The organism is Enhydrobacter aerosaccus (assembly GCF_900167455.1).
Taxonomy (GTDB): Bacteria; Pseudomonadota; Alphaproteobacteria; order Reyranellales; family Reyranellaceae; genus Reyranella; species Reyranella aerosaccus.
This window is the reverse complement of sequence record NZ_FUWJ01000019.1, coordinates 43,218-69,645: the sequence shown is the minus strand read 5'-3', so window position 1 is coordinate 69,645 and position 26,428 is coordinate 43,218. Positions and strand designations below refer to the sequence as shown.

The following is a 26,428-nucleotide window of genomic DNA, read 5'->3' as shown; positions in this document are numbered from 1 at the left end:
CGGCCCGGCCGACTATTGCTCGCTCATGGCGCTCGGCCTCGTCGCCGCCGTCGTGCTGGCCAGCGGCTCGGTCCTGAAGGCGATCGCGATGGTGTTCCTCGGCCTGCTGTTCGGCCTGGTCGGCACCGACGTCAATACCGGCGCCCAGCGCTTCACCTTCGACATCCCCGAACTCAGCGACGGCATCGACTTCGCCCCCATCGCCATGGGCCTGTTCGGCATCGCCGAGATCGTGGTCAATCTCGAACGCAAGATGTCGCGCTCGGGCGCCATCAAGGTGAGTTCGCTGTGGCCAACCCGCGAAGAAGTGCGGCGGGCCTGGCCCGCGGTCCTGCGCGGCACGGCACTCGGCTCCATCCTCGGCGTCCTGCCCGGCGGCGGCCCCACCCTGGGCGCCTTCTCGGCCTACACGCTGGAGAAGAAGCTCTCCAAGCGCCCGGGCGAGTTCGGCAAGGGCGCGGTCGAAGGCGTCGCGGCGCCGGAATCGGCCAACAATGCCGCCGCCCAGACCTCGTTCATCCCCATGCTGACGCTCGGCATCCCGTCCAACGCCGTCATGGCCTTGATGGTCGGCGCCATGATCATCCAGGGCATCCAGCCCGGCCCCGAGGTCATGACCAAGAAGCCGGACCTGTTCTGGGGCATGATCGCCTCGATGTGGATCGGCAACCTGATGCTGGTCATCATCAACCTGCCGATGATCGGCATGTGGGTGAAGCTGCTGACGGTGCCCTACCGCTTCCTGGCCCCGGCCATCCTGCTGTTCTGCTCGATCGGCGCCTACAGCCTGCAGAACAGCACCTTCCACGTCGTCCAGGTCGCCATCTTCGGCGTGCTCGGCTACGTCTTCGTCCGCCTCGGCTGCGAAGGCGCCCCCTTCCTGCTGGGGCTGGTGCTCGGGCCCCAGATGGAGGAGTATTTCCGGCGCGCCATGCTGCTGTCGCGTGGCGACCCCGCGGTCTTCATCCAGAGGCCCATCAGCCTCGGCCTGCTGATCGCTACCGCCGTCCTCCTCCTCCTCATGGCCCTCCCCAGCATCAAGAAAGCAAGGGAAGAGGCCTTCCAGGAAGAGGACGGTTAGACCGAAGAAAGCCGCGTGGTCGATCGGCGCATTAGCCGCCGGCATGCCTTTCGTCAGCCACATCGAGCGAAAAATCCAGTAATCGTCCTTCGTACTACCTTACTATGCTTGGCAAACTGGGGGCGTGCAGATGACAAGCTACCAAGTGATCCTTATCCGATAACCTCAACTCGGGGGCCTCGACGCGACAGCGATCGAAAGCATAAGGGCAACGCGTATGGAAGCGGCAACCCGCAGGAAGACTGATAGGGCTCGGTACGTCACCTTTGAGAACCATGCGCTGACGGTGGGTCGCCGGCTCTGGCACCGGCACCGCTGAAACTAGCGCACTCGTGCATGGATGCTTCGTGCAGCGAATATCGCGCGCTTGGGCGCCATCTCAACAATACGCCCCAGATACATCATAGCGACGCAATGCACTTCTATGGAACGCTCCGGCTTCTCACGCAGGGGGAGACACCCACGACGAAGCGCATGCAACTCTTCACCGAGTTCGTATCCCACAGGCTCATCGCGTACGCGCTTCTTCTCGCAGGGCCATCCGCGCCGTGTGACTGACGCGCGATAGATAGCAATGGCGCTGTTTCGTGTGGAGCGGTATGTCAGCTACGAAGCCTGATTTAGATCTCCTAGGGCCTTTAGTGATGCGCAATCTCGTGACGATCTCTCAGTAACCAACGATGCCGCTTGCGCGACCCTTGTGCTAATCCCTGACCAAAGATCGAGCCGGCCGATGGATTCCGCATTCGGTCTTTACAAGGCCGCGCCAGCGACCGGCACGGGCATTCTCGCCCTTGCGCACGGTGGTGGTGCAAGGAGCGCATCCAATAGAAGGGTAACCTCGGGCAACAAGTGGATGTGGAGGCAAGTTGTGCATTTCGACGTAATCGACGATCTCGACAGCGCTCATGCTTGCCAGCGGATTAATCTTGACGTGGTCGCCATCAGCCTCGAACACAGGAAGGTCGGCCCGCCCCGTCGTCTGGAAGCGCTTGCGACCTGATATCCAGGCCGAGAAATCTCGCAAAGCACATTCGAGCGGCGCTACTTTCCGGAAGGCGCAGCAGCCATCCGCATCCCAGATGGCGCGACGCAGGTCTGGATCAAGCCGCTGCTCCTCCACCGCCGTTGGTCCGACACTACGGACGTCTTGAAGGCCCAGGTGTGCACTTAGCCGCTCGCGATAGTCGAGTGTCTCCGGAAAATGACGGCCGGTGTCGATAAATAGGACAGGGATTGTAGCATCGACACGAGATACAAGGTGCAGCAGGATTGCTGACTCGGCGCCAAACGACGAAACGACAGCGATTCGCCCATTGAACAAGTCTCGCGCAATTTCCAAGACCTTGGCGGCTGATGAGCAACCGTAGTCTCGCTGCAGGAATACAGCGTGTTCCGAAGGACCCATGCCAATCTCCGTGGCTGCTTAGCTTCTGACCACTGCAGCAACACGGGACACAGACATGGTCGAGGTAGTGTGGAGACGTAGTGGAGAGACTGCGGATCTCAGGGGTGAATATTCACTTCACCACGATGCTGACATCACGCCACATCATCTCGACACGATCTCGACAATGCGGGTTATCGTAGTCATATGGCCACCATGATGAACGCCGTTGTGCTTATCGTCGAAGATGAACCCGAAATTGCAACGATCCTGCAGGCTTATCTTGAGCGCGAAGGTTTCAGAACTGTGCGGGCGGAGAACGGTCGGCTGGCAATCGACCTTCATTTGAGCCTGAAGCCCGACATCGTCCTTCTCGACGTGAAGCTGCCGGCCATCGACGGCTATGCCGTACTGGGCGTGATACGGCGGCAGCACAACACTCCGGTGATCATGGTTACTGCTCTTGGCGAAGATCTCGACAAGCTGCAAGCGCTAAGGATCGGTGCGGACGACTACGTGGTCAAGCCGTTCAATGCGCATGAAGTTGTCGCGCGCGTCAAAGCTGTCCTGAGGCGAACGCTCGGCCATGGCGAGACCGAGGTCGTGCGGTTTGGACCGATCTCGGTCGATCTTATTGCACATAGCGCTGTGGTCGCTTCTGGTTCCGGCGCGGTGCATCTCGATCTGACTCTTACGGAATTCCGCGTTCTCGGCCACATGATCCGGATGCCGACTCGTGCCTTTACGCGTGCCGAGCTGGTCGATGCCTGCATACCCGAAAGCGAGACCCTTGAACGCACAATCGATACCCACGTCAGCAACCTACGGCGGAAGCTCAGCGCCGCTGGAGCGGTCGGCTATCCTCAAAGCATTCGCGGCGTCGGTTATCGACTCTCGCCCTCGAGATGACCGTTTCATCCCGCAGGCTCGGCCGCCAGTTGGCGGTCTCGATGGCGGCCGTTACCAGCCTCGCCCTCGCCGGGCTGATTCTGGGAATGGTCGCCTTCTATACCGTGGCCTTGCTCTACTTCCCTTCTCTGTTTGGCGACCCTGATGCCGCAGCCCCCTCGCTCGGCACGGCCCTTCCTACCTGGTATGAATGGGAGGCCTATCTCCTCCTGTGGTTGGCCGGTACGACCGGGACACTGTTCGTTGCCGTTCGGCTCACGCGACGCCTGAGCCGTCCCCTTGACGCGGTCGGACTTGCCGCTCGCCGATTAGCCGCAGGCGATCTGGCCGCGCGCGCACAGGTCGACGGACCGGCCTTCGAAGAGACCAAGCAGCTCGTGAGCGATTTCAATACAATGGCAAGCCAACTCGCCGCCGCCGACGCTGAACTGAGGACGCGAAATGCCGCGGTTTCCCATGAACTTCGTACGCCTCTCACGATTCTCCGCGGCCGACTTCAAGGCCTTGCAGACGGAGTCTTTGCCCCGGACCACACGTTGTTCGCAAGGCTCGTGGACGAGGTGGACACGTTAGTATGCATTGTCGATGATCTTCATCTCTTGAGTCTTGCCAATAGCGGCAGAATGGTGCTCCGGCTGGAGCAAATTGACCTTGCTCGCGAGGCCGCCACCGTGATCGCCTTGGCCAATGCCGACCTGAAAGCGTCTGACGTCGATATCCGTGCCAACCTTGAATCGGCCAAAGTTCGTGCCGACGGTGCGCGCGTCCGGCAGGCGCTGCTCGCCCTTCTCGAGAACGTCCGAAAGCATGCTGCGCCAGGAATAGTTTACGTCGAAACCAAGGTCCTTGGGGTCTGGGCAATCTTGCGAGTGCGAGACAGCGGTCCCGGCTTTCCCCCCGGTAATGAGGAGCTAGCCTTCTCTCCCTTCTGGCGTGCCGACGTTTCCCGATCGCGCAAGAGCGGTGGCAGTGGGTTGGGCCTCACTGTGGTGCGGGCAATCGCTGAAGCGCAAGGGGGCACGGCCTCAGCGCGGAGCGACGCCGAAGGCGGTGCAATTGTCGAAGTGCGGTTACCTTGCCTCCTGTTCGCTAGCGACGAAAAGCCTTCTACTACCGCATGCCCCGGCGCGTAGCACTGGTCGCCGAAGCTGGCTGATAGGCAGACGAGTAACGAGCCGCTGCCTTCGGCCATCCCGTTAACATTGCATATGCCAACCACTTGATCACTGCCAGGACCGTGTGATTTTGGCGAAAGTCATCGCTCCAGGACGATACGGACTGTCGCTAGGGTGCCCCCCTTGACGTGATTTGCCACCGCAATCGTCGCCCCAAAGGTGGCGGCCTGAGCCCGTGCGATAGTGAGGCCGATGCCGGTCCCTCCAGTCTCCCGAGAGCGGCTTGTGTTGCGGCGCACGAATGGCTCGAAGATCGTCGGTAGGAGCTGCTCGTCGATCCCGGGTCCATGATCGCGTATCCGCACCTCGACGCCCGTGCCCTCCAGAACACAGTAGACTTCGGCGTCGCCACCATATTTGACAGCGTTATCGATGAGATTGGTGATGCACCGGGCAAGTGCATTGGGCTTGACGCGCACTCGCGCGCCACAGCCGCCCGTGAAGCGAACGTCACTGCCGAACTCGGCTGCATCCTCGCACAGGCTCGACAGGAGGGTATCGATTTCAACGACTGACCAAGGCTCCCGGTTCTCGCTGCTGCGGGCGAGCTCGAGCCCATCCTTGACCAGCGTCTGCATTGTTGCGAGATCGGCGATCAGATGCTCACGCAGCACCGGCTCTACGACCTGCTCGAGCCTCAGTCGGAGCCGGGTGAGCGGAGTCTGAAGGTCATGGGCGATCGCCGCAAGGATATGAGTACGCTCCCTGACCCCATCGCGGATGCGAGTCTGCATGAGGTTAAAGGTTCCCAGTGCAGCGCGAACCTCGGTAGGGCCAAGCACGGGGATGGGCTCGGGGTCGGCCGAGAGCGAGAATCCGCGGGCGGCGTCAGTCAGGCGCCGGAGTGGCTTGGTAACAAACCGGGCGACGAGAAACGAGAGCACTCCACTCGCCATGAGAATGCCCAGGAGATAGATGGGATCGAGCGTGGAACTGTGCGGTGTGGGAAGCGGCGGAAAATCGAACGCCAATTCCCGCGACACACCCTTATTGTCGACGAAGTACACATACCAGCAGTCGAGGAAGTGTGAATCGGCTCCAGCAGCACGCGAGCTGAGGTCGAGACCCTCGGGAAAGCACAAATTGCTTGGCACCTGAGCGGCTTGAGGTTGCGCGTGCGCGCCGAGCCTTGCCGTCAGCAAGCTAGTCAAGAAACGGTTGGGCAATTCCAGTTTCACCGGTTGGGGCGCGAACTGCGCACCGAGGATGTCATAGTTGCGCAGGGCCTGCGTCGTATGGTCCGGGTCGCGTTGCAGCCTATCGGCGATGTCCGCGGTGCTAGCTATCACCCGATCAAGCCTGGCCTGCTCGAAATCCCGTTTGCGGGATTGCTCGGCCACGAGCAGCGACAAGATCGCGGAGGCGGCGAGGCCCACAGTCAATAGCAGCGTGAGGCGTCCTTGCAGCGAGTCGACGAAAGCCGACACTGTGGCAAACAACCGCCTCATTCGAAGCGAATCTCGCCTGCAAGGACATAGCCTTCGTTGCGCACGGTCAGGATCAAATCGGCGCCGCCCGGTTCCGAGGCGAGCTTTTGGCGCAAGCGGCTCACCTGGAGATCGATCGAGCGGTCGAAGGCGACCGTAGCGCTACGTTCCGGGAGGAGATGCTCGCGAGACAGCACACGATTGGGTGCAGCCAGGAAGCGGGTGAGCAGCCGATATTCGGACGAGGCCAGCATGACCAGCCTATCATCAGACGCGATTAGGCGACGCTGGATCAGGTCGAGGCGCCAAGGCCCGATGTGGGCCACGCGAGCGTTCCGCGGGCCCCCATCGGCGATCTTGAGCCTGCGGATTAGGTTGCGCACCCGCGCCCGTAATTCGCGCGGCTCGAACGGTTTAGTCAGATAATCATCGGCGCCGAGCTCGAGGCCCAGCACGCGGTCGATTGCGGCGTCGCGGGCCGTGACCATGATGATTGCTCCACCGTGGCCTTCAGCGCGCAATTCTCGGCACAACGTCACGCCATCGCCGTCGGGTAAATTGAGATCGAGGACGAGCACATCCACCGGCGCCTCCGCCAGCGCCGCGCGCGCACCGGCGATGTCGCCAGCGGTACGAACCTCATATGGTTCGCGCTCCAGCTGCTCCCTAATGAGGGTCCGGATATCCTCGTCGTCATCAGCGACAAGGATCCGCCCCTCTGACCCTGATGGTTGATTCATGCTGACGACTATACAGTAAGGATTTAGGCAATTTGGGCAGTTGATACACACCGCTACAATTGCCTACCTTTTGGTACGCGCCGTTACGCCCTCGGCCTGTTAGCGAGACCCCTCCCGATCCACAGTCGGGAACCGTCTACAAAATCAGGCCCCCTTCGGCGTGCAGCCCGTGTTCCCATTACCATTGACTTGGACCCGATTCATCCGACCAGCGGGGCTGGCAATGACGCTGGCGCTAGCCGCGTGTCACGAGGATAAGCAGACCCCGCAACCGGTGCCCGAAGTCGGGGTAGTCACCCTCGTCGCCCAGCCTGTTACACTCACGACCGCGCTGACTGGCCGCACGGCCGCGACCATGTCTTCCGGTGTTCGCCCTCGGGTCGCTGGCATCATCAGGGCGCGGCTGTTCACTGAAGGCTCTGTCGTTCAGGCCGGCGAGGCACTCTATGAGATCGACCCACGCCCTTATCGCGCCATCCTCGATCAGACACAGGCCCAACTCGAAAGCGCCCAGGCCACCTTTGCATCAGCTCAGGCCAAGGCGGACCGGTATCTCAAGCTGACGGTCACCCAATCGGTCAGTCGCCAGGATGTCGACGATGCGACCGCGGCCGCACAGGCGGCTCGTGCCAGTGTTCGCCAACATCAAGCGGCGTTGGAGACGGCGCACCTCAACCTCGAATTTACGCGGGTGCTGGCGCCGATCTCGGGCCGAATCGGCCGATCAAACGTAACACCCGGCGCTTTGGTAACGGCAGACCAGAGCACTGCGCTGGCCACCATCCAGCAGCTCGACCCGATCTATGTCGACATCAGCCAATCGAGCTTCCAGCTCCTGAAGCTGCGCCAGGCAGTGGCCAAAGGTGAAGTACTTCCCGCCAGTTCCGAGGTCCGCCTCAAGCTCGAGGACGGGTCCGACTATCCCCTTACCGGTCGCATTGAGTTCAGCGAAGTCGCGGTCGACGAGAACACCGGCACTGTTACATTGCGTGCCCGCTTCCCAAACCCCGATGGCCTATTGCTGCCGGGAATGTTCGTACGGATAGAAGCGCCACAGGCTGTCGTCCCCGCTGGCATTCTCGCGCCACAGCAGGGAATCGTTCGGGATGCGCGGGGCAATGCCACGGCACTCGTCGTTGATGCGAACGACAAGGTCGCCCAGCGCGAGGTCACCGCCGCGCAAACTATCGGCAACACGTGGCTGATCACCAACGGTCTGACGGCCGGCGATCGACTCATCGTCGAGGGCATCGGCAAGGTGCAGGCGGGCACCTTGGTCAAGCCTGTCCCTGTCAACCTCTGAGGCCGAGCCATGCCTCTCAGCCGATTCTTCGTCGACCGTCCGATCTTTGCCTGGGTCATCGCCATCGTCATCATGATGGGGGGCCTTTATGCCATCGCTCGACTTGCCATCGAGCAATATCCGGACATGGCACCGCCCGAGGTCAGCGTCAGCGCAACCTATCCGGGAGCGTCGGCCGAGACGCTGGAAACCAGCGTGACCCAAGTGCTGGAACAACAGCTCACCGGTATCGACGGACTGCTCTATTTTTCGTCTAGCTCCGACAGTTCGGGCATCGCCAGCATCAGCATTACTTTCAGCAAGGGCACCAATCCCGAAATAGCCCAGGTGCAGGTTCAGAATCGCGTGCAGCAGGCCCTGTCACGTCTTCCCATTCCCGTACAGCAACAAGGGCTGAGCGTCGTCAAACGCAACAGCGGCTACCTGATGATCGTCACTCTGGCCGACAAGACCAATAGGTCGTCGGATGGCGATATCGGAGACTATCTGGTGAGTCGTTTCCAGGACGAACTGGCCCGCGTCGACGGCGTCGGCCAAGTCCAACTATACGGCGGGCAGTATGCGATGCGCATTTGGCTCGATCCCGTGAAGCTCGCCGCCGTTAAGCTGATGCCCTCCGACATTGCAGCCGCAATTCAGGCACAGAACACGGAGGTCTCCGCTGGGCAGATCGGACAGAATCCGGCAGTCGTTGGACAGATGCTTAATGCCGTGGTCAAGGCCAAGGCCCGATTCACCTCAGCCGGCCAATTCCGTGCCATCGTTGTCAAGACGCAAGGGGATGGATCGGTAGTACGCCTGTCCGATGTGGCCCGAGTCGAAATCGGCCAAGAAGACTACAGTTACGTCAGCCGCGTCGATGGTCATCCGGCCTCCGGCATCTCGATCCGGCTCGCGCCGGGCGCCGATGCCCTCAAGACCGCAGCGGCAGTCAAGGCGCGCGTCGCCGAACTCGGAAGAGAACTGCCGGCTGGTTACGTCGTCTCCTATAGCGGCGATGCGACAGATTTTATCAAGCTGTCGGTCTTGGAAGTGATCGAGACGCTCGTGATCGCGATCGTCCTCGTCATGATCGTCATGTTCCTCTTCTTGCAGAGCTGGCGGGGAACCCTCATACCAGCGATCGCCGTCCCTGTGGTGCTGCTCGGCACATGCGGCGTGCTTGTCGTCTTCGGCTATTCGATCAATACACTCACGCTCTTTGGTATGGTGCTCGCGATCGGGCTTCTGGTCGACGACGCGATCGTCGTCGTCGAGAATGTCGAGCGCATCATGACCAGGGAAATGCTTGGGCCGAGGGAAGCGACGATCCAATCGATGAACGAGATCTCCTCGGCTCTCGTCGGCATCGCGCTTGTCCTCTCAGCTGTGTTCTTGCCGATGGCGTTCTTCGATGGATCCACCGGCGTCATCTATCGCCAGTTCTCGATCACCATCGTCTCCTCGATGGTGCTGTCGGTGCTGGTGGCGCTGATACTGTCGCCGGCACTTTGCGCGACCTTGCTCAAGTCCGGCGACCATGATCCGCTCCAACGCCACGGACTGTTCGGCAGCTTCAACCGCTGGTTCGATCGGATGACCGGCCGCTACGTCGACACCGCCCGCAACGTGATATCCCATCGCAGGCTTCATCTTGGCGTCTACGCCCTCCTCCTTGGACTCCTGGCGCTGCTGTTCGTGCGCTTGCCAACCGGTTTCCTGCCGACCGAGGACCAAGGCGAGCTCATGGTGCAATACACGCTACCTGCGGGAGCCACCCTGCAAAGGACCGAGAAGGTTGGCATTACCGTCGAGCGATATTTACTGGAGCGCGAGCGAACCAATATCGCCAGCGTTTTTGCAGTGGACGGCATCGGTTTCGGAGGAGCCGGCGCAAACGCGGGCACGGCGTGGATCAGCCTGGCCCCCTTTGGCCAGCGTCGGGCCAACAGCAGCAGCGCGGAGGCGATTGGCCTGCGCGCGGTGGAGGCGCTCTCGGGCATACGAGATGCCCAGGTGTTTGCGACGGCGCCCCCGGCGATCATGGGGTTCGGGCAGTCCAGTGGCTTTACTTTCGAACTCCTCAATACCAGCGGCATGGAGCGCGCCCGCTTTACCGCATTGCGCGACAAACTGGTCGCCGCAGCAAACCGTGACCCAAAACTTTCCCAAGTCCGCGCCACGACCTTGCCCGACATGCCACAGCTCCGAATTGACATCGACGAGACCAAGCTTGCCGTGCTCGGCCTCAATCTGGGCGCTGTCACCAGCACGTTGAGCACTGCCTGGGGCGGCACTTACGTCAATGACTTCATCGACCGCGGCCGCGTCAAGCGCGTCTATCTCCAGGCCGACTCGCCGTTCCGAATGCGGCCGAACGACCTCGACACATGGTTCGTGCGCGCGAGTAACGGGACCATGACGCCGTTCTCGGCCTTCGCTACTTCCACGTGGGAGGTCGGGCCGAGTAGCGTTTGGCGCTTCAACGGACGCTCGTCTTACGAGATCCAGGGGGAGGCGGCGCCGGGCGCGAGCTCCGGCGACGCGATGAAAGCAATGGAAGCGCTCCAACACGCACTCGCTCCCGGGACCACCTCCGCCTGGAGCGGGATCTCCTACCAGGAGCGGCAGGCGCAAGGTCAGGCGCCCTATCTCTATGCGCTGTCCATTCTCATCGTCTTCCTGTGCCTCGCCGCCCTCTATGAGAGCGGGTCCATTCCGCTCGCGGTGCTGTTGGTGCTTCCGATCGGCCTGATCGGCGCAGTGCTCGCCGTGACGCTCAGAGACTTGGACAACAATGTCTACTTCCAGGTCGGGTTGGTAACCACGATTGGCCTCACTGCGAAGAACGCGGTTCTGATCGTCGAGTTCGCCGAAGCAGCCCGACGGCGTGGCGAGGACATCGTGCAGGCGGCGCTGGAAGGCGCCCGCTTGCGGCTGCGGCCTATCCTAATGACCTCGATCGCATTCATCGTCGGCGTGCTGCCCCTGGCTATCGCCACCGGAGCCGGCGCGCGCAGTCGCATGGCTATTGGGACCGCCGTCTCCGGCGGCACGCTGACCGCCACAGTGCTCGCAATCTTCTATGTGCCGATGTTCTTCGTTCTCGTCGCCCGCCTGTTGCATCGCGCCGATTCCCAAGCCTCGGAGAACGAATGACCCGGCGCGCTCTCTTGCTGCCGATCACCGCGGCTTTGCTTGCCGGCTGCAGCCTCGCGCCGGATTATGCGCGCCCACCGCTGGCCGCGCCCTCGACATGGCCGCAGGGTGCAGCGTACGAACCGCAGCATAAAGGTGATGCCGGTTCGCCGTGGCTGCAACTCATCGCCGACCCCAAACTAAGGACGTTGATCCAGCGGGCGTTGTCGGATAACCGTGGCCTGCGCGCCGCGATCGCCGATGTTGCCTCCGCCCGAGCCAGGTATCGCGTCACCCGCAGCGCCGAACGGCCGACGTTGTCCGGCACGGCTTCCGGTTCGATCATTGGAAAGGAAACCGGCACAAGCGAAAACTATACGGCCAACGCTGGTCTCAGCGGCTTCGAGATCGATCTGTTCGGCCGGCTCCGCAGTCAAAGCGAGGCTGCATTCGAGACCTACCTCGCGACCGACTCTGGCGCTCGCTCGGCACGGATCACGCTGGTCGCGGAGACCGCTACCGCCTATGTGACTCTTGCCTCCAGCAACGACCTGCTGCGGATCGCCCAGGAAACAGTGGCAAGCAGCGCAAGTTCCGTCGAGCTTACCCGCTCGCTACTTGCCGTCGGACTCACTAACGCCGGTGCGGAGCAGGACGCCATCACCGTCCTGGCTCGCGCGCAATCCGACGTCGAGCGATACACAACCCAGGTGGCGCAGGACCGCAACACTCTGGAGCTGCTCGTCGGCAGCCCTGTCGAAGAAGCGCTGCTGCCTGCCGCTCTGGCTGAACTCGATAGTTCCATTGCAGTCGCGCCTGCGGGCCTGTCGTCGCAAGTGCTGCTGCAGCACCCTGATGTCGTGCAGGCCGAACATCGGCTCAAAGGCGCTAACGCAAACATCGGCGCGGCGCGTGCAGCCTTCTTTCCGGCGATCACGCTTACCTCGGCGGCGGGCGTTGCGAGCACAGCTCTGTCTTCGCTATTCACCGGCGGCGCCTTCACTTGGTCGGTGGCGCCATCCGCGACCGTCTCCATCTTCGGTGGCCCCAACATCGGCAATCTGGCCTATGCCAACGCGCAGCGCGACTTCTTCCTCGCCGGATATGAGAAGACGGTACAGACGGCGTTCAAGGATGTGGCAGACGCGCTGGCCCGCCGCGGAACCATCGCTCGGCAGCGCACCGCCCAAAGCCACCTGGTTGAAGCGGCGAACCGCAGCTACCAGCTTGCCGACGCGCAATATCGCGCTGGAGCGGGCAGCTTCCTGAATTCCTTGATCTCGCAGCGCACCCTCTATTCGGCACGCCAGACGCAAATCAACGTGATCCTGACTGATCTCAACAACCGGATCGCTCTCTATCGGGCGCTCGGCGCGGACAACAGCCTATGAGAAAGCGTCAGGCACTGCGCCTGCGGTTTGCGGCGACCGTTCGGGATAATGTTGACGGTGGCGAGCACGGCTTAGTCACGCCGCCTATCTCGCCTTCATCAGCGATTCCGCCAACGGCTTTCAATCGACCACCGTCTCTTATGATGGAGGTCTCGAACTATCGATGAAGACCGTTTAGCAGGTTGTTGAAGAAGTGGTCGAGCGATGAGGGATGAGAAGGATATCATCTCCGTTTTCGAGGGAGATGTCACCTTCGAGGGAGCCGTCGTCCTGCAGTTCGGCCCAACCGTGGCTGCTCGCGTGCTCCATCTCGTCGTTGCCGCCTCAGGCGAACTCGACGGCGTTGTAGGTACCATGGATGACGCCGGCGAGGCAATTGAAGGCGGACTCACCACCGTCCTGATCGAACTGGATATAGGCGGTCGGCACCGACATGTCGTAGCCGGGTGTCTCAACGACGCTCCATCGGCCCTGGACACTCATATCGGCAACGCCAGGAGCCTTGGCAGGCGGATCAGGTTGTAGGCCGCTGAAAGCGGTATCGGCTCGGGCACATCCTCGCAGCCTGACCTTAGCCAGTCCTGCCGACGCCTTGATCCAGCCGAACACCTCCTCGATCCGCTTGCGACAACGTTGGCTGATCGCTTAACCGGCGTGTCGGGTGACCCGACGGTCGACCGATGTCTTGCGTGGCTTGCCGGTCTTGCTCAGATGGCCGTCAATGGCGATGTGGGGGCCGGCTGAACGGGATCGGGGTGAGGCCACGAAGTCGGCCACGTCATAGGCCTTGTCGGCGCCTAGGGTGATACATCGCCTGCCGCGACAGCTGTCGACCAGAGCCAACGCCTGTTCGCGTTCGGCCGCGCCCGTGGCCAAGCTGGCGCGCCTGCCAACCACCAGGCCATGGCGATTCTCCGTCAGGGCATGGCCTATGTAGCAGAGCTTGGCTGGCTGGCCGTCGACCTTCTTGTAAAGCCGAGCTTCCAGGTCGGTCGTGCTGCGATGCGTCTCGTTCGAGCGCCTCTCCTTGTGGAAGTTGCGCTCGGCGTTGCGGCCAGGCCCGGTCGCATCGTCGTCATCACCGTCCTTGTGGCGGAAGCTCTTGATCGACGCCCACACATCCAAAGAGCGCCGCGGCCATCGACCGGACGCGAGCTCACTCGGAGCAGAAAGGGGAAAGACGGGACCTCCGGTCCTTGCCTCATTCAGTCCAGAGCCCGGCCCACGCAGTCGGGTTGACCATCGGCATCCCGTCTCATGTCGGCAGGAATACTTGAACTTGAAGCCGTAGCCCTTGCTATCCAAAGCTGCTGGAGCGCGGCGTGACCGATCGGATGCTGCCGAAGAGAAGCAATCGCGGCGAGGAACTGGCTCATGATTGCGCGAGATGATGCGCAATCAGCTTGACGGCAAAGTCGAGAAAGCTGCGCGGGTCGGGGCCAGGGCGCTCCGTCGCGACGCTCGCCAGCACGGCGTCTCCCGACATCGCCGCGTGCATGTGGGCTGCGCTCAACAGAGCGATGGCGTGCTGGGTGTCGGCAAGTCGGGGAGTAGCACGCCCGGCCTTGCGTGCCGCCTGGACGCGCGCGCGATGGACCCGTTCCACCAGGGGCCTGAACATGCCTGATCCTTTCGGCCGCCAGCCGGCCAGGCTGAGCCAATGCGCCAGCCGGGCGGCTCGTTCGTCGGCATAGGCGCGCTGGAACAGCCGGCCTAGCGCGGCGACGTCGATGCGGTCGGGAGCCCAGCTTTCGATCGTTGCTTCGATATCGTCCACCAGCCGACGTCCGATGCGGCGGAGGAGCGCGTCCATCAACGCCTCGCGGGTACCGAAATGATAGTGGATGGCCGCATCCGTTAGCCCCAGATCGGTGGCAATACGCTGGATGCGCACGCCGTCCGGGCCCTCGTCATGCAGCCGGCGCTCCGCTGCTTCCAATATCGCAAGTTTGGCCGCTTGAGGGGTTCGGCGTTGTCGACTGGCCATTGACATCCCACTTCTGAAGGAGACTACTTAGGGATACCTAAGTAAGGAGTTCTCATGGAGGATTGGCATCCTGAGGCACTTGCGGCAATAGCTGATCGGCTCGGCATCGCCTTCGACGACATCACGCCACCTTGCGCGCGGCGTTTCTCCTGCAAAGATGGCCTCTCCCTTAATGTGCTCGACTGGGGCGGCAGCGGGCCTGCCGCCGTGCTGTTGCACGGCGGCGCGCTAACGGCTCGCACATGGGATTACGTCGCCCTGGCGCTCCGAACCGATGCCCGGCTGCTTTGTATCGACTTGCGTGGCCACGGCGCCAGCGACTGGGCCGAGGACTATTCGATCGGAAGCCATGCCACGGACGTCCTGGTCGTTCTCGACGGGCTCAGGATCGAACGCTCGCGGATGGTCGGCATGTCGCTGGGCGGCATGGTGGCGTGCGAGTTCGCGCTACGCTATCCCGATCGCACCGAAAGCCTGGCGATGGTCGATGTGGTCTCGCGGCCGCTGTTCGGTGCAACGACGCGGATGCGCGCCTTCATGGGAGGCTTTCCGGGGGCCTCGACTGTAGAGGAGGTCGTGGCGATGGTCCTAGCCGTCAGCCCAAAGAGCGATCCGGACCGCCTAGAGTACCGCATGCGCGCGCTCCTAAAGCAAGGTCACGATGGACGCTTGGCATGGAAGTGCGATCTGCGTTACCGCGGTGCCTCCGACTATGCCGTGCTCCTGCATCATCTGGCGGGCTTCGAGGCGCGTGTGCCGGACATGGCGCATCCGTTCTTGCTAGCGAGGGGTGGTAATAGTCGGGTCGTCAGTGAAGAGGCAGCCGACGATTTTGTCAGGCGATTCCCCGACGGCCGATGGATCAATGTCGAGAACGCAGGCCACAACGTCCAGGAGGACAATCCCCGGGATTTGGCTCACGCACTGGAAGTCTTCTGGGCCAGAACTATGTAGTTGAGTGGGTCAGAGACCCCGGTCCTTGCCTCATTCAGTCCGGAGCCCAGCCCACGCAGTCGGATTGACCACCGCGTCCCGTCTCATGTCGGCAGGAATGCTTGGAAATGCTTGGTTGGCTCTGCTTCACTTTCAATGTCGCATCGGCCGTCGCGGCCGTCGGGGTGCTTGTGCTCCTGGTCCGCAAGGCCCGCGTTCAGCCCTCGCCGGGCAATCTGGTCACTGCCGCCGAGCACTATCGCCGCCTCAATCGGCAGATCGCTTTGCTCTGTTATGGCGCCCTGTTTCTGCAGGCGCTTCGTGTCGTGGCTGAATCGACCACATAGGGCCGCGTGCAGCGACCCAGTCGGAAAGCGGGAAGGATGGAAGCCTAGCATCGGAAGTAGCCAGGATGGACTGGCGCGCGCGCGATTGGCAATGCAACACTGCCGGCGCTCCAGCGGAACCGGCGGGCGGTTCATTCAGAGCTTTCCGATGCGGCGGTCTGCGCGGCCTGAGTAAGCCGAGACATGATATTACGCGCAACGTACGACGCTTCCTCACCGAGAATATCTCTCAATCTAGCTCTAGCTCGCTCCCAAACGACGATGGCTGCACCCATCAACCTGCGACCTTCGTCGGTAAGCACCAAGCGCTTCCCGGCGCGACCGAGACCTCCTTGGCTGTATGCGAGACCCCTTTGCTCAAGACTCTTGACGTTGCGGCTGAGAGTGGTGGCGTCCACTCCCGCTCGCGCGGCCAGTTCCACGAGCGTCGGCTCGTGGCTGCCACCAATTCCTACCAGAAGGCTGAACTGCTCAGCGGTGATCCCTAGCGAGAGGAAGCAAGCATTGTAAAAGCGCGTGAGCGCTCGTGCGGTCGCTCGCGCCTGGAATGCCGGGCATTCGGTTTCGATGAGGCGATAGAGATCTGAAGCGTCCGTCATATGTCGGCCTCGACAAGCTTTGAGAAGGCGAATAATGTATATGCATTATTTCAAGGAAAAGCACCATGCCAGCCTATGTCCACGTCAACCTCCGGGTTAAGGATGCTGCTAAGCAAGCGGACTTGGCCCCGCGCTTTCAGGCGGCCCTCACAGCCGCCGGGGGGCGCATCCTCCATTTCGGACCTGTCGCTCAGGTGTTGGAAGGAAACGTGGAGCCGTTGCCTCTAGCCGGCATTTTTGAGTTTGCGACGTTGTCCGACGCTCTGGCATTTTACAACTCGTCAGAATACGCGCCGATCAAAGTCGAGCGCGATGCGGCTCAAGAGGCGCGCATGTTTGTCGTCGATGCAGGCTGACGGGCGTCAAGGTCCTAAGCCGAGCGCAAAGATCGCGGTAAAGCGATGCCCGTCCGCCTCTCTGTCACTCAATATGCCTCGTAGGTCTTCGGATCGGTGGCTCAGGTGAGAGCTTCCGCGAGAACCAGGGTGCCGGTCCGCCGCCGCTGCCTCAAGGCTGGCGCTCCGCGCCGCCGCTCACGCGGCCTTGACCCAGCCGGCTTTGGTGCACGGATAGGCGAAGAGGGTGATTTTACCGGATCAGGGCCTGATGTCGGCCTCTTTCATCGGTTCGGGAAAACATCGTGTCTTTCAAGTTTCATCGCAAAGGTCGGCATCATATTTCAATGTCGCATCGACCATCGCGGTCGTCGGGGTGCTTGCGCTCCTGGTCCGCAAGGCCTGCGTTAAGCCCTCTCCGGGCAATCTGGTCACTGCCGCCGAGCACTATCGCCGCCTCAATCGGCAGGTCGCGCTGCTCTGTTATGTCCGCTTGCACACGGGAGAAAGCGCTTGAAGGAACTTGCCGGAAAGACCGCGTTCGTGACCGGTGCAGCGTCGGGCATCGGACTAGGAATCGCGACCGCCTTCGCCCAGGCGGGGGTCAAGGTCATGCTTTGCGACATCGAAGAGGCCGCTCTGTCCGCAGCGCTCAAGCAACTGAGGCTCACCAACGTCGATGTCGACGCCGTGAAAGCGGACGTTTCACTCAAAGCCGAACTCGCGACGGCTGCGGAAGCCACGAATGCCCGCTACGGCAAGGTGCATACGAGCGAAACCGTAAGCCGGCGGCACTGCGGTGCTCAAGCAGGACAAGCATGAACGGCCCGAACCGGAAAGTACGGCGCGATCGATGTAGGTCCGTGGAATCGGCCAAGACTTCGGCAGAGTGCTTTTGATTCTGTCCAAGAAGAAGAGTTCGAGACCTACGAACCTCCCTGCCTACCAGCCCAAACCTCGAGGAACCACCCCACAAGGGTGGTTCCTCCCCCTTCCTTCGCCCCAATTCCGGTCTATGTTAGAAAGGACACCATATGGCGACCATGACCTTCGACAAGCTCACCTATGTGGACGGCCTCAAAGCGGCGGGCATTTCCGACGCGCAGGCCCGCGCCATGGCCGAGGGCCTGGACAAGGCCTTGCGCGATGAGATCGTCACCAAGCCCGAGCTGCGCCTCCAGCTGGCGGAACTCAAAACCGAGGTTAAGGCCGACATTGCCGTCGTCAAATGGATGGCCGGTTTCGCCTTGGCAATCCTGCTCGCCATCGCGACCAAGACCTTCCTCCACTAACACGCCCTTTCATCGCACCCAACGCGGCCGCCCCTGAGGCGGCCGTTTCCGTTTGTGCGCCTCGATAAGGTCAGCCGGAAATGAACCGGCGGACCCCGCGCGTCCGGCAAGAGCCGGCGCGCCCACCTGGCCCGGCCGCTTCGTCATCCTCCCGGGCGGCCGGGCCGCCCTTCTCTCATCGTTCTTCCTTCTGGAGTTCCACCATGGACAATGCCCAATCCATCGCGGCCGACAAGGCCCGCATTCGTGCGCTCAACGATCAGCTCCGTCAGACGTTCGTCGGCGGCCAGGTCGCCCTCACGCGAGGCGTTCAGGCCTTGAGCGCGGCCGATCGTTCCACCCTGTTCAAGCTGCTGCAAAGCTTCAGCGATTTCAGCGCCGATAACGATCCCGAGGAGGAGCATGATTTCGGCGCGCTGCGTCTCAACGGTGAGACCTACTTCTTCAAAATCGATTACTACGATCTGTCGCTCGAATACGCATCTGCCGATCCTTCCGATCCGGCCCGCACCGCGCGCGTTCTAACTCTGCTGCGCGCCGACGAATACTGAACCGCCCCAATTCCCCAGGCGATCGGCGCCTGGTCAGTCCCCATCCGCCGCCCTCGAGGCGGCTTTTTGTTGTCTGCAATCGGAGAGTCCCATGTCTGTCTATCAGGACGTAACGGCCGCCATCCTCGCTGCGATCGAGACCGGCGCCGGCGAGTTTCAAATGCCCTGGCATGCGAGCGCCGCGAAGTTCGGCATGCCGACCAATGCAACGACCGGCGTCGCCTATCGCGGCTTGAATGTGCTGCTGCTGTGGTCCGCCGTCGACAAGCGCCGGTTCAGCACCGGCAGCTGGGCGACCTACAAGCAATGGGCGGCGCTCGGCGCCCAGGTTCGCAAGGGCGAACACGGGACGGCCTGCGTGAAGTGGAAGGATATCGCCGCCGGCGACGGCGACGACGAAGCCAAGCGCTTCATCCCGCTCGGCTTCACCGTCTTCAACGCCGACCAGGTCGACGGATATACGTCGCCCTCAGTTCCGACCAAGCCGAACGAGGTCGAAGCGATCGCCGCGGCCGATGCCATCGCGACGGCGTCGGGCGTGCCGATCGCCCATCGCGGCGACTCAGCCCATTACGTCCCCGCCAAAGACGAAGTGGTCATGCCCGAGCAATGGCGCTTCCGGCGCACGACCTCGGGCACCGCCACCCAGAACTACTACGCCGTTCTGCTGCACGAGCTCTGCCATGCGACCGGCGCGCCGAGGCGCTGCGATCGCAAGTTCCCGGAAAAGTTCGGCGACGAGGCCCGCGCCTTCGAGGAGCTGGTGGCCGAGCTGGGCGCTGCCTTCTGCTGCGCCAGGCTCGGCATCCACAACGAGCCGCGGCCCGATCACGCGTCCTATGTGGCGTCGTGGCTGACGATCCTGAAAGCCAATCCCAACGCCTTCACCGCTGCGGCTTCCGCCGCCCAGCGCGCAAGCGACTGGCTGATGAATCGACTGTCGGCGCCGCAGCAGCTCGCCGCGTAGCGATCGCCTTCCCTGAAGGGGGCTGCACCCCCTCGCGCGTCAAGACCAAGCCCTCCGGGTGACGGGGGCGGTCTCCCCGTCTCTCGCTTTGCTGCGAGACGGGTGATCCCCCTCCGCCCCCGCCAGTCGTGACGCGCTCACCCCGGCTCTGGGCATCCATCGGATGCGTAGAGCGCGCACCCGAAGCTCGATTTTGAAAGGAGAGCCAAATGTCAGACGCCTATGTGAATGGCAATTTCGTAGTCGGTTCGGTGAGCTTCCGCCGCCGACCCAAAGAGCGCGAGGAACGCGCCGCCCGCGCCCATCTGGAGAAGCGCGAGGACGTGGTGATCGTTCGCAACGATGCCGCGCGCGCCGTGATCTACCTGTTCGACGGCGAGGGCGACAGCGAAGGCTTGAAGTGCACCGCCGCCTACATCGGCAAGGGCAGCCATGCCCGCTTCGTCCGGTCCTTCAGCACCGACGTTGACCGCCGCAACGCCGTTGATCGCTTCATCGCGGATCGCACCGCCCATGAGCAGCAACGATCTCGCGACAAAGAGCGGTCCCGCCAGTGGCGCGAGGCCGAACGTGAACGGCGAGCCGCATCGCGCGGTTGAGCCGTCCCATCCCATTCCGCCCGCCCGGCGCGGATCGACTGCCGGGTAATCCACTCGATTGGAGAACTGTAATGTTTATTGAAATCTCAAAGCTGTCTGTCGCTGCCGAGAACCCACGTACGACGCCGGCCGAGAAGGCCGCGCATGACCGGCTTGTCGCCTCGATGAGAGCCCACGGCCAGCTCGTGCCGATCATCATTCGCGCAAACGGCAAGCCCGATCATTACGAGATCATCGACGGCGGCCGCCGCTTTGCCGCTGCGAAGGAAGCCGGTCTCTTGGGGCTGGAGGGCGACGTTTACGCTGGCAGCATTGCCGGCGACGAGCTGGGCACCGTCGCCAACATGATGCGGGCACCGATGCATCCGCTCGACGAGGCGCGGGTCATCGCCCGCGCGATTGCTGATGGCGACACGGCGGAGAATGTGGCCGCTCGGTTCGGTCATCCGGCTCGGTGGGCCGAGCAGCGCTTGAAGCTCGACGGCCTGTCCGACAAGGCCAAGAAGGTGTTCCGGGCCGGCGACATCACGCTCGCAGCCGCCGAGGCCTTCACGCTCAGCACCAAGAGCCAGCAGGACACCTATCTCAAGTCTGTCCGCACAGAGTGGCAGTTGAACGCTGCGGAAATCCGACGTGCCTTGACCAATCAAGCCATTCCCTCGCACTTCGCGATCTTCGACCTCGACAAGTATCCGGCTTCCGCCGTTACGCGCGATCTGTTCGGTGAAGAAATCTGGCTGACGGACCGCGAGGCCTTCGACCGCCTGCAACGCGAGCATCTGCAACTTGATGTCGAATCGCTTCAGTCCGAGGGCTGGGGTGCGGTCGAGCTGTTGGAAGGCCAACCTTACCTCTGGGACAGCTACGTCCGGGTTGAGGGCAAGATCGGCAAGGCCAAGCGCGCCAGCATGCACGCCTTCGTCATCTACAACCCCGCGTCGGGCGAGGTGAAGATCGAGCGCGGTTGGATCACGCGCCAAGAAGCCAAGAAGGCCAAAAAGGGCAAGCATCCGAAGGACGACAGCGCCGATGCCGAGGAGGTGAAGGCGCAGACCCTTTACGACTTGAGCAAGTCGCAGGTTGAAATGCTCGGCGCACTCCAGACCGAAGCTCTCGCCCGCGCAATCGCCAATGGCGATACGTGGCTCGCGCTCAAGACCTTGCTTTCCCCGATGTTGGGCGAAGTCCTATCGCATCCCGCGTGGGCCGGGGTGCGCCCGTCCTTTCCCAACTTCATCGGCGTCAACGTGATGTTCGATACCAAGGTCGAGTTGCCGGAAGTGGCAGAGACGCCATTCCCGAGCCGAGCAGCGTTCGAGAAGATGCCTTGGGATAAGGTGATGGAGTTTGTCCGGGCAGCCGCGCTTCGCTCGCTCACGCTTCTCTATAGTCCGAACGACGAGGCGGTGAAGGAGTTGAAGGCCAGCGGGACGACATGGTTCCGCTACGACACCGGCTTTCTGCGGCGGTATCGGCTCGACGCCCTGCAGGACCTTGCGAAGCAACTCAAGATCGACAGCGCCGGCTTGAAGAAGCGCGAGCTGGTCGAGCGCATCGCCCAGCACGAGGGCGCTGCATCGGTCGTGCCCTTGAAGCGCGACTAACTCAGCCGCAGGCCTCGGCCGAGCGCCGGGGCCTGCCTCCCCTCCCTTCTCAGTCGTCAACATCGGAGAGTTGTCATGCGCGTGCTTGCGCAATTCATCTATCGCCGGATCGATCACGACCGGCGCCGCGTGTGGATCGAGGACCAGGACGGTCCCCGCTCCGTCACCAACGATGCCGAGGCCGTGTGCTGCGAAATCAACTCGCTCCATCCCGGCTATCGCATCTTCTGCCGCGACACCATCGGCGACTGGGACGAGCTGGCGCATTGCGCCGGTCAGTTCATCGGCTTCGCGCCGGCACGCGCGCTTGCCAGCGAGGAGGGCCTGACATGAGCCGGCCGATCCGATCGGCGCCGGTGGAGGGCGCCAAGCTCATCGCGCAGGCCATCGATGACTTGAGACGGGCGCGCGCGGTGCTGGTGCAGACCGCGTCGCCCAAGGCCGCGGCCGCCGTTCGCCGTGCCCTTCGCTCCGCCGAAGGGGCACGCCGGCACATGGACCATCGCGTTGCACGCTCGGGTGAGAGAGGTGCGTCATGACCTCCTATCGCTTTGCGTCACTCAGCACGGCGGTTGCCGCCGTGCATCACCTGGGAGTGGCCGCCCAGGTCTATGAACCGGACGCCAAGGAAACCGCGCATCTTCGGCGCACCACTGCTGAGTTTCAGCGCATGGCGGCCGAGGCGAAGGAGATCGCCGAGGATATCGAAAGGCAGGTGTTCTGATGGGTCAGCCCCTTCACAAGGTTTCGTCCGCCGGTCCGGTGATCCGGATCGGCGACAAGCTCGGGCGTGAGCTCAACATGCTATGGACCTCGCCGCAGCTCCCCGGCATCGCAGTGCATCACTGCGGGCACATGACCGCGCTTCGGCCGTACTACGTCATCGCCCGATCGTTTACCCGCAAGTTCCGTCTGCTGAAGCAAGCGCAGCGTGCCGCTGATTATGCGTAGCGCGTGATTATGCGGAGTTGGGTGTGAGGAGTGGCGGTTGTCCGCCGCTTTTGCCTTGTTCGCGCTCCACATAATATCAGTGGTGGTGCCGCGGCGCCTCGCCGGGTGGCGGGGCGCCGCGGGCTTCTACATCGAAGGCTTCAGGCTATTTTCTCAAGATGAGCTTCGCCGCCGTGCATGAAGCAGGCCTTTGTGAAGAGGCTCATGTCGAGAGGATTGGGCAAGCGGATATCCTCCAGTCCGGGGATGCTTCTACCTGTCGTTTCGAAGGCCCGATCGATCTGTGACAGCGCCACTATGATCGACCCTGTCGCGCTCGCGAACGTCCTCAGCGCCTTCATCTGGACATCGAGTTCCGGATTGCGGCGTCGCTGGTCCAGCAGCTGAAGATAGTCGATGATCGCTAAGGCGCCGGAGCTCCCATGGCCGATCCGATCGATTATGTAGTCGGCGCAGATGTCGTCGGATGTATCGACGGTCAGCTTGGCCTCGACCACTTTCCTGTCAGTACCAAGCATCTGAAGTCGATCGAACACGACGCCTTCATTGTCTTCGAGGGTGAAGAAGAAGGCCGATCGATCGGTTCGGACGGCCTCGATAGCGAGTTCGAGGCCCATGAGCGTTTTGCCGTGGCCGGGCCGCGCGCCCAGCAGCACCAGATCACCCGGACTGAGCTGCGCCAGCATTTCATGTGCCGGCCTATGGTCGGATGCGGATGCCGCGAGATGACTCCAGGCACGAAAGCCCTCATTTCGGGCCGTCTGATCAAGGGCTGCATGAAGTGGAATGTCGGACTCGCGCGCAAGCAACTTGGCCTGGCGCTTCAGCTTGAAGATTGGAGCAGATAGCTTCATTGAGAACCTCCTCTTTCGAGCGATGTTCGCAATCCCACCTTATGCGCATGCTCGAACGGGATGGTTCGAAAAACAGGACGCCCCGCATGTCGTATGCTTCCCCAACGGTGGGGGGAGGCACGGGCCGTGCCAGGCCGCAGCATTAGCAGGCCACCTTCTCGCTATCAAGCTCACGAGCCGTTTACGGCGATGCCGCTTCGGCTAAGGCTACGATATTATGTGGAGCGCGAGGACGACAAAGGCGGCGGAAAACTGACACTCTCGCCACCAGACTTGGCATAATCACCTGCTACACATAATCGGTGTTATGCGGTGCGCCGCATAAGGCCGAAACCGGCGTTGAGTGGCCGGAGGACGAACCGCTGTCGTAGGATCGTCCGCCCTCGGGCGATACCGGCGCGCGCGCCGGCCCGGGCTGTCGTGAACGGAGCCCGGCTGCGCCGGTCTCCGCCCTTCGGGCTTCCATCCCCATCGCATTCTGAAGGGGGGCCTGCCGCCCCCTTGGCGGTCAAGACCAAGCCCTGCGGGGGCCTGCGCGGTATCCCCATCTCTCGCGCACGCGCTGCGAGACGGCTGCGCCGCGACGCGTTGCGTCGTGGGTGATCCCCCTCCGCGCCCGGCCGTCCTGACCGCCCCCCCCGCTCTTCGGCATCCATGCCGAAGGAAGGCGGGGCCTGAAGGCCTCGCTTCCTTCGGCCAGGACCAGGAGAGGTTTGCCATGGCATTTGCTGCCGCCAGTGCAGCCCGAGGCTCCAATGTCTCGCCGCTTGGGATCGTCGATCGCGCCCCGGCCGATGACGCCCGTGAGGCCATCGCTCGAGCGCGGTCCTTCGATGTGCGCCCCGTTCAATTCACCTCGAGCGGCGATGCGGTCGCCTGCGAGCTGAAGGCGGCCGTCAGCGGCACGACGAGCAATCCCGTGATCGCAGATCAGCGCGCCTTTTGGGACCACGCATCTCTCAACGCATTGCCCCCAAGTGCTTGCCGATCGTATTTGCTGTCGATGCGTAACGAACCGATTTCCATGCAACTCCCACCGTGCGCTCCATTGAGAAATCGGCAAAGGCGATGGAATGAAGCCCTGGTCGGGCCCAGCTGTCGGGCGCGATCGTACAACCGATACCCGCGGCGACGAGCGCCGCTGCTGTCGATTCCTGCCTTGTTCTCGCGACGACAGCGACCCTTACCCGCGCCTCATCGAGGAGCTTGCGTCCGGATCCGAGAAATTCACAACCTAGCCGCATCACGAACGGTTGCCGATCGAGCTCCCTGATTAACATTCGGGGCCGGCCAACGAATTGATGCGTTGGGCCGACGAATAGCTGGTAGGCATCGTGGAATAGAGCCTTTTGGGGCAACTTCCGCTTGGTAGGCAATATCGTGAACGCGATATCCAATGATCCTTCAGCGACTTTTTTCTCTAGTTCGTCGGGAAGTCCTTCGACAATCTCGACGCGGCTGCCACACCAGCTCACCAGCCGCGATGCCCACGGCTCGCTCAAACTTTGCGCGATACCGAGCCGAGTGCGTGGCGAAGGATTAGATGCAAGCTCTCGTCGGATATCCATGAGAGCGTTCACAAGCGGTCGCACTCGTTGCTCAAGCCTTTTCGCCTCAGGCAATGGCATGATCCCTCGGCCATCGGGCACGAATAGGCGCGTGGCGAACTCCTGCTCAATCCTCTTGAGCGCCACCGAGAGCGTCGGCTGGGTCACACCCAAGGTCTCGGCCGCGTGGGAGATGGAGCCGGTGTCCATCACGGCCAGGAAGTAGCGAAGATGCTGGATATTCATAGTGCTTCTCTATGAGTCGCCGACGTCAATTAAATAGACCAATGGGAATGCCAGCGCTACCCATGTCGGATGAGGTGGTAGAGGCGGAGACCGATGATCAATCTCGACATCCACGAAGGCGTGGGACGGATAACGCTGGCCCGAGCGGCGGCGCGGAACGCCCTGTCGCGCGAAATGATCTCAGCGATCGGCAAGGCGGTCGAGGATCTGGAGAGCAATGCGGACGTGCGCGTCATCCTGTTGACCGGCGGACCACCATTCTGTGCCGGTGCTGACATAGCGGAAATGAAGGACATGTCGCTGGCGGATGCGCTGGACGAGGACTTCTCCGGCTGTTGCGACCGCCTCGGAAGTTGCAGAAAGCCTGTCATCGCCGCCATCGAGGGGTATGCTCTCGGCGGCGGGTGCGAGCTGATCGAGATGTGCGACATCGTTATCGCTGCGGAGGATGCCCATTTCGGCCACCCCGAGATCACGCTCGGTACACTTTCGGGAGGCGGCGGAACGCAACGTCTGGCTCGCGCGGTGGGGCGAGCCAAGGCAATGGATCTGATCCTTAGCGGCCGTTTCATCGATGCGCAGGAAGCAGAGCGGATTGGACTCATAAGCCGCGTCGTTCCAGCGGGCCAAGCGGTCGCCGAGGCCACGGTCATTGCCAAGGCAGTCGCGTCCCGCCCCGTGATGGCGGCGCGCTTTGCCAAAGAGGCAGTCAACGTCGCTGTATCCGTCGGCCTGGCCGAAGGGTTGAGGCTCGAGCGCCGACTATTCCACCAGAGTTTTGCAACGGGTGAATTGCATGATGGCATGCGCAAATTTCTCTCCACCCGCAACAATCAGTGAACCGCCCTCATCGCCACGCACTTCACCACTTCCTGCCATCTGCGGTTGGACACCGACTGCTAGTAGTGTCTGCTCATGGGTGGTACGCTGGAACGACGATAAGGTTGGCATCGCGACAGACAGGCAGATCAGGACCGCCTGACGATGACCTCCATCTCTATCCTGCCGTTCCGGTCAGACGATGCCGCCGCAGTGCGCCGTGCCCTTCGCTCCGCGAGGGAGCGCGCCGGCACATGCACCATCGCA

At 62.4% G+C, this 26,428-nt stretch carries 29 protein-coding genes and 2 pseudogenes; 21 read left to right on the top strand and 10 right to left on the bottom strand.

From position 1 onward, the window contains the following. On the top strand, positions 1-1,081 hold a 1,081-nt coding region (locus B5D62_RS31850), incomplete at its 5' end, for a tripartite tricarboxylate transporter permease (RefSeq protein ID WP_139374203.1). A 94-nt stretch (positions 1,082-1,175) separates the two neighbouring features. On the opposite strand, the pseudogene B5D62_RS31845 reads toward B5D62_RS31850, so the two are convergent. Beyond that, positions 1,176-1,498, bottom strand: a pseudogene (locus B5D62_RS31845) (oligopeptide/dipeptide ABC transporter ATP-binding protein); the annotation flags it as partial. Positions 1,499-1,784: 286 nt separating this feature from the next. Then, positions 1,785-2,489, bottom strand: coding sequence for a phosphoadenylyl-sulfate reductase (locus B5D62_RS31840; RefSeq protein ID WP_085938131.1), 705 nt, complete (start codon positions 2,487-2,489; stop codon positions 1,785-1,787). A gap of 195 nt (positions 2,490-2,684) precedes the next feature. Here B5D62_RS31840 and B5D62_RS31835 point away from each other — a divergent pair, with 195 nt between their 5' ends. Further along, positions 2,685-3,377 carry a response regulator transcription factor gene (locus tag B5D62_RS31835; RefSeq protein WP_085938134.1) on the top strand — a complete coding sequence of 231 codons (693 nt, stop codon included), beginning with the start codon at positions 2,685-2,687 and terminating at the stop codon, positions 3,375-3,377. Positions 3,378-3,418: 41 nt separating this feature from the next. After that, positions 3,419-4,510, top strand: a complete 1,092-nt coding sequence (locus B5D62_RS31830; RefSeq protein WP_231715015.1) for an ATP-binding protein — start codon at positions 3,419-3,421, stop codon at positions 4,508-4,510. A 122-nt stretch (positions 4,511-4,632) separates the two neighbouring features. Here B5D62_RS31830 and B5D62_RS31825 read toward each other — a convergent pair whose 3' ends face one another. Then, entirely contained in the window at positions 4,633-6,000 is a 1,368-nt protein-coding gene (locus B5D62_RS31825; protein WP_085938129.1) for an ATP-binding protein, read from the bottom strand. After that, positions 5,997-6,719 (bottom strand): response regulator transcription factor, encoded by a 723-nt coding sequence (locus B5D62_RS31820; protein WP_085938128.1) that lies wholly within the window; start codon positions 6,717-6,719, stop codon positions 5,997-5,999. The genes B5D62_RS31825 and B5D62_RS31820 overlap by 4 nt, the downstream gene beginning before the upstream one ends. A 160-nt stretch (positions 6,720-6,879) precedes the next feature. On the opposite strand from B5D62_RS31820, the gene B5D62_RS31815 reads away from it, so the two are divergent. Genes B5D62_RS31815 through B5D62_RS31805 form a run of 3 tightly spaced genes read left to right on the top strand, consistent with a single transcriptional unit; the run spans position 6,880 to position 12,530 of the window. Continuing rightward, positions 6,880-8,022 (top strand): efflux RND transporter periplasmic adaptor subunit, encoded by a 1,143-nt coding sequence (locus B5D62_RS31815; RefSeq protein WP_231715014.1) that lies wholly within the window; start codon positions 6,880-6,882, stop codon positions 8,020-8,022. Between the two features lie 9 nt (positions 8,023-8,031). Continuing rightward, entirely contained in the window at positions 8,032-11,160 is a 3,129-nt protein-coding gene (locus B5D62_RS31810; protein WP_085938126.1) for an efflux RND transporter permease subunit, read from the top strand. Next, the gene (locus B5D62_RS31805; protein ID WP_085938125.1) at positions 11,157-12,530 is read left to right on the top strand and encodes an efflux transporter outer membrane subunit; all 1,374 of its coding nucleotides are present in this window, start codon (positions 11,157-11,159) and stop codon (positions 12,528-12,530) included. The genes B5D62_RS31810 and B5D62_RS31805 overlap by 4 nt, the downstream gene beginning before the upstream one ends. A 324-nt stretch (positions 12,531-12,854) precedes the next feature. On the opposite strand, the gene B5D62_RS33875 is transcribed toward B5D62_RS31805, so the two are convergent. From B5D62_RS33875 to B5D62_RS31790, 3 genes and pseudogenes are all read right to left on the bottom strand, one after another. Further along, entirely contained in the window at positions 12,855-13,013 is a 159-nt protein-coding gene (locus tag B5D62_RS33875; protein ID WP_218191406.1) for a hypothetical protein, read from the bottom strand. Beyond that, positions 13,010-13,655 (bottom strand): annotated as a pseudogene (locus tag B5D62_RS31795) (transposase); the annotation flags it as partial. The pseudogene B5D62_RS31795 and the gene B5D62_RS33875, both read right to left, overlap by 4 nt. Positions 13,656-13,902: 247 nt before the next feature. Then, complete coding sequence (locus B5D62_RS31790) at positions 13,903-14,517, bottom strand: TetR/AcrR family transcriptional regulator (protein WP_218191405.1); 615 nt, start codon at positions 14,515-14,517, stop codon at positions 13,903-13,905. Positions 14,518-14,571: 54 nt separating this feature from the next. On the opposite strand from B5D62_RS31790, the gene B5D62_RS31785 reads away from it, so the two are divergent. Beyond that, positions 14,572-15,471: an alpha/beta fold hydrolase gene (locus B5D62_RS31785; protein ID WP_085938123.1), complete on the top strand. Its 900-nt coding sequence runs from the start codon at positions 14,572-14,574 to the stop codon at positions 15,469-15,471. Between the two features lie 107 nt (positions 15,472-15,578). Continuing rightward, positions 15,579-15,797, top strand: a complete 219-nt coding sequence (locus B5D62_RS31780; RefSeq protein WP_085938122.1) for a hypothetical protein — start codon at positions 15,579-15,581, stop codon at positions 15,795-15,797. A gap of 131 nt (positions 15,798-15,928) precedes the next feature. On the opposite strand, the gene B5D62_RS31775 is transcribed toward B5D62_RS31780, so the two are convergent. Continuing rightward, a complete protein-coding gene (locus tag B5D62_RS31775) occupies positions 15,929-16,396 on the bottom strand; it encodes a MarR family winged helix-turn-helix transcriptional regulator (RefSeq protein WP_085938121.1) in 468 nt (155 codons plus the stop codon). 65 nt (positions 16,397-16,461) lie between these two features. Between B5D62_RS31775 and B5D62_RS31770 the strand changes: the two genes are divergently transcribed. The 12 genes from B5D62_RS31770 (at position 16,462) to B5D62_RS31715 (ending at position 22,695) form a co-directional block, all read left to right on the top strand. Continuing rightward, positions 16,462-16,752: a DUF1330 domain-containing protein gene (locus tag B5D62_RS31770; RefSeq protein WP_085938120.1), complete on the top strand. Its 291-nt coding sequence runs from the start codon at positions 16,462-16,464 to the stop codon at positions 16,750-16,752. 226 nt (positions 16,753-16,978) lie between these two features. Continuing rightward, positions 16,979-17,248, top strand: coding sequence for a hypothetical protein (locus B5D62_RS31765; RefSeq protein ID WP_139374202.1), 270 nt, complete (start codon positions 16,979-16,981; stop codon positions 17,246-17,248). After that, positions 17,245-17,553: an SDR family NAD(P)-dependent oxidoreductase gene (locus B5D62_RS31760; protein ID WP_218191404.1), complete on the top strand. Its 309-nt coding sequence runs from the start codon at positions 17,245-17,247 to the stop codon at positions 17,551-17,553. Before B5D62_RS31765 ends, B5D62_RS31760 begins: the two co-directional genes overlap by 4 nt. A gap of 212 nt (positions 17,554-17,765) precedes the next feature. Next, a complete protein-coding gene (locus B5D62_RS31755) occupies positions 17,766-18,023 on the top strand; it encodes a hypothetical protein (protein ID WP_085938118.1) in 258 nt (85 codons plus the stop codon). A gap of 203 nt (positions 18,024-18,226) precedes the next feature. Continuing rightward, positions 18,227-18,574 (top strand): DUF3768 domain-containing protein, encoded by a 348-nt coding sequence (locus B5D62_RS31750; RefSeq protein ID WP_085938117.1) that lies wholly within the window; start codon positions 18,227-18,229, stop codon positions 18,572-18,574. Positions 18,575-18,665: 91 nt separating this feature from the next. Then, a complete protein-coding gene (locus tag B5D62_RS31745; RefSeq protein ID WP_085938116.1) occupies positions 18,666-19,541 on the top strand; it encodes an ArdC family protein in 876 nt (291 codons plus the stop codon). A gap of 209 nt (positions 19,542-19,750) precedes the next feature. Continuing rightward, positions 19,751-20,140 (top strand): hypothetical protein, encoded by a 390-nt coding sequence (locus B5D62_RS31740; protein WP_085938115.1) that lies wholly within the window; start codon positions 19,751-19,753, stop codon positions 20,138-20,140. Between the two features lie 71 nt (positions 20,141-20,211). Then, entirely contained in the window at positions 20,212-21,744 is a 1,533-nt protein-coding gene (locus tag B5D62_RS31735; protein WP_085938114.1) for a ParB/RepB/Spo0J family partition protein, read from the top strand. Between the two features lie 75 nt (positions 21,745-21,819). Further along, complete coding sequence (locus B5D62_RS31730; RefSeq protein ID WP_085938113.1) at positions 21,820-22,077, top strand: hypothetical protein; 258 nt, start codon at positions 21,820-21,822, stop codon at positions 22,075-22,077. Next, a complete protein-coding gene (locus B5D62_RS31725; protein ID WP_085938112.1) occupies positions 22,074-22,283 on the top strand; it encodes a hypothetical protein in 210 nt (69 codons plus the stop codon). The genes B5D62_RS31730 and B5D62_RS31725 overlap by 4 nt, the downstream gene beginning before the upstream one ends. After that, positions 22,280-22,468, top strand: a complete 189-nt coding sequence (locus B5D62_RS31720) for a hypothetical protein (protein ID WP_085938111.1) — start codon at positions 22,280-22,282, stop codon at positions 22,466-22,468. Before B5D62_RS31725 ends, B5D62_RS31720 begins: the two co-directional genes overlap by 4 nt. Next, positions 22,468-22,695, top strand: coding sequence for a hypothetical protein (locus tag B5D62_RS31715; protein WP_085938110.1), 228 nt, complete (start codon positions 22,468-22,470; stop codon positions 22,693-22,695). Before B5D62_RS31720 ends, B5D62_RS31715 begins: the two co-directional genes overlap by 1 nt. Before the next feature lie 140 nt (positions 22,696-22,835). Here B5D62_RS31715 and B5D62_RS31710 read toward each other — a convergent pair whose 3' ends face one another. Next, positions 22,836-23,549, bottom strand: a complete 714-nt coding sequence (locus B5D62_RS31710) for a DNA helicase (protein WP_085938109.1) — start codon at positions 23,547-23,549, stop codon at positions 22,836-22,838. Positions 23,550-24,508: 959 nt separating this feature from the next. Further along, positions 24,509-25,342, bottom strand: a complete 834-nt coding sequence (locus tag B5D62_RS31705; RefSeq protein WP_085938108.1) for a LysR family transcriptional regulator — start codon at positions 25,340-25,342, stop codon at positions 24,509-24,511. Positions 25,343-25,435: 93 nt separating this feature from the next. On the opposite strand from B5D62_RS31705, the gene B5D62_RS31700 reads away from it, so the two are divergent. Continuing rightward, entirely contained in the window at positions 25,436-26,182 is a 747-nt protein-coding gene (locus B5D62_RS31700) for an enoyl-CoA hydratase-related protein (RefSeq protein ID WP_085938107.1), read from the top strand. The last annotated feature ends 246 nt before the right edge of the window (positions 26,183-26,428 follow it).

Excerpts from the sequence above, each read along its gene's own strand:
- B5D62_RS31840 (WP_085938131.1), bottom strand. The coding sequence starts at position 2,489 with ATGGGTCCTTCGGAACACGCTGTATTCCTGCAGCGAGACTACGGTTGC.
- B5D62_RS31835 (WP_085938134.1), top strand. The coding sequence starts at position 2,685 with ATGATGAACGCCGTTGTGCTTATCGTCGAAGATGAACCCGAAATTGCA.
- B5D62_RS31830 (WP_231715015.1), top strand. The coding sequence starts at position 3,419 with ATGGCGGCCGTTACCAGCCTCGCCCTCGCCGGGCTGATTCTGGGAATG.
- B5D62_RS31825 (WP_085938129.1), bottom strand. The coding sequence starts at position 6,000 with ATGAGGCGGTTGTTTGCCACAGTGTCGGCTTTCGTCGACTCGCTGCAA.
- B5D62_RS31820 (WP_085938128.1), bottom strand. The coding sequence starts at position 6,719 with ATGAATCAACCATCAGGGTCAGAGGGGCGGATCCTTGTCGCTGATGAC.
- B5D62_RS31810 (WP_085938126.1), top strand. The coding sequence starts at position 8,032 with ATGCCTCTCAGCCGATTCTTCGTCGACCGTCCGATCTTTGCCTGGGTC.
- B5D62_RS31805 (WP_085938125.1), top strand. The coding sequence starts at position 11,157 with ATGACCCGGCGCGCTCTCTTGCTGCCGATCACCGCGGCTTTGCTTGCC.
- B5D62_RS33875 (WP_218191406.1), bottom strand. The coding sequence starts at position 13,013 with ATGAGTGTCCAGGGCCGATGGAGCGTCGTTGAGACACCCGGCTACGAC.
- B5D62_RS31790 (WP_218191405.1), bottom strand. The coding sequence starts at position 14,517 with ATGGCCAGTCGACAACGCCGAACCCCTCAAGCGGCCAAACTTGCGATA.
- B5D62_RS31785 (WP_085938123.1), top strand. The coding sequence starts at position 14,572 with ATGGAGGATTGGCATCCTGAGGCACTTGCGGCAATAGCTGATCGGCTC.
- B5D62_RS31780 (WP_085938122.1), top strand. The coding sequence starts at position 15,579 with ATGCTTGGTTGGCTCTGCTTCACTTTCAATGTCGCATCGGCCGTCGCG.
- B5D62_RS31775 (WP_085938121.1), bottom strand. The coding sequence starts at position 16,396 with ATGACGGACGCTTCAGATCTCTATCGCCTCATCGAAACCGAATGCCCG.
- B5D62_RS31770 (WP_085938120.1), top strand. The coding sequence starts at position 16,462 with ATGCCAGCCTATGTCCACGTCAACCTCCGGGTTAAGGATGCTGCTAAG.
- B5D62_RS31755 (WP_085938118.1), top strand. The coding sequence starts at position 17,766 with ATGGCGACCATGACCTTCGACAAGCTCACCTATGTGGACGGCCTCAAA.
- B5D62_RS31750 (WP_085938117.1), top strand. The coding sequence starts at position 18,227 with ATGGACAATGCCCAATCCATCGCGGCCGACAAGGCCCGCATTCGTGCG.
- B5D62_RS31745 (WP_085938116.1), top strand. The coding sequence starts at position 18,666 with ATGTCTGTCTATCAGGACGTAACGGCCGCCATCCTCGCTGCGATCGAG.
- B5D62_RS31740 (WP_085938115.1), top strand. The coding sequence starts at position 19,751 with ATGTCAGACGCCTATGTGAATGGCAATTTCGTAGTCGGTTCGGTGAGC.
- B5D62_RS31735 (WP_085938114.1), top strand. The coding sequence starts at position 20,212 with ATGTTTATTGAAATCTCAAAGCTGTCTGTCGCTGCCGAGAACCCACGT.
- B5D62_RS31730 (WP_085938113.1), top strand. The coding sequence starts at position 21,820 with ATGCGCGTGCTTGCGCAATTCATCTATCGCCGGATCGATCACGACCGG.
- B5D62_RS31725 (WP_085938112.1), top strand. The coding sequence starts at position 22,074 with ATGAGCCGGCCGATCCGATCGGCGCCGGTGGAGGGCGCCAAGCTCATC.
- B5D62_RS31720 (WP_085938111.1), top strand. The coding sequence starts at position 22,280 with ATGACCTCCTATCGCTTTGCGTCACTCAGCACGGCGGTTGCCGCCGTG.
- B5D62_RS31715 (WP_085938110.1), top strand. The coding sequence starts at position 22,468 with ATGGGTCAGCCCCTTCACAAGGTTTCGTCCGCCGGTCCGGTGATCCGG.
- B5D62_RS31710 (WP_085938109.1), bottom strand. The coding sequence starts at position 23,549 with ATGAAGCTATCTGCTCCAATCTTCAAGCTGAAGCGCCAGGCCAAGTTG.
- B5D62_RS31705 (WP_085938108.1), bottom strand. The coding sequence starts at position 25,342 with ATGAATATCCAGCATCTTCGCTACTTCCTGGCCGTGATGGACACCGGC.
- B5D62_RS31700 (WP_085938107.1), top strand. The coding sequence starts at position 25,436 with ATGATCAATCTCGACATCCACGAAGGCGTGGGACGGATAACGCTGGCC.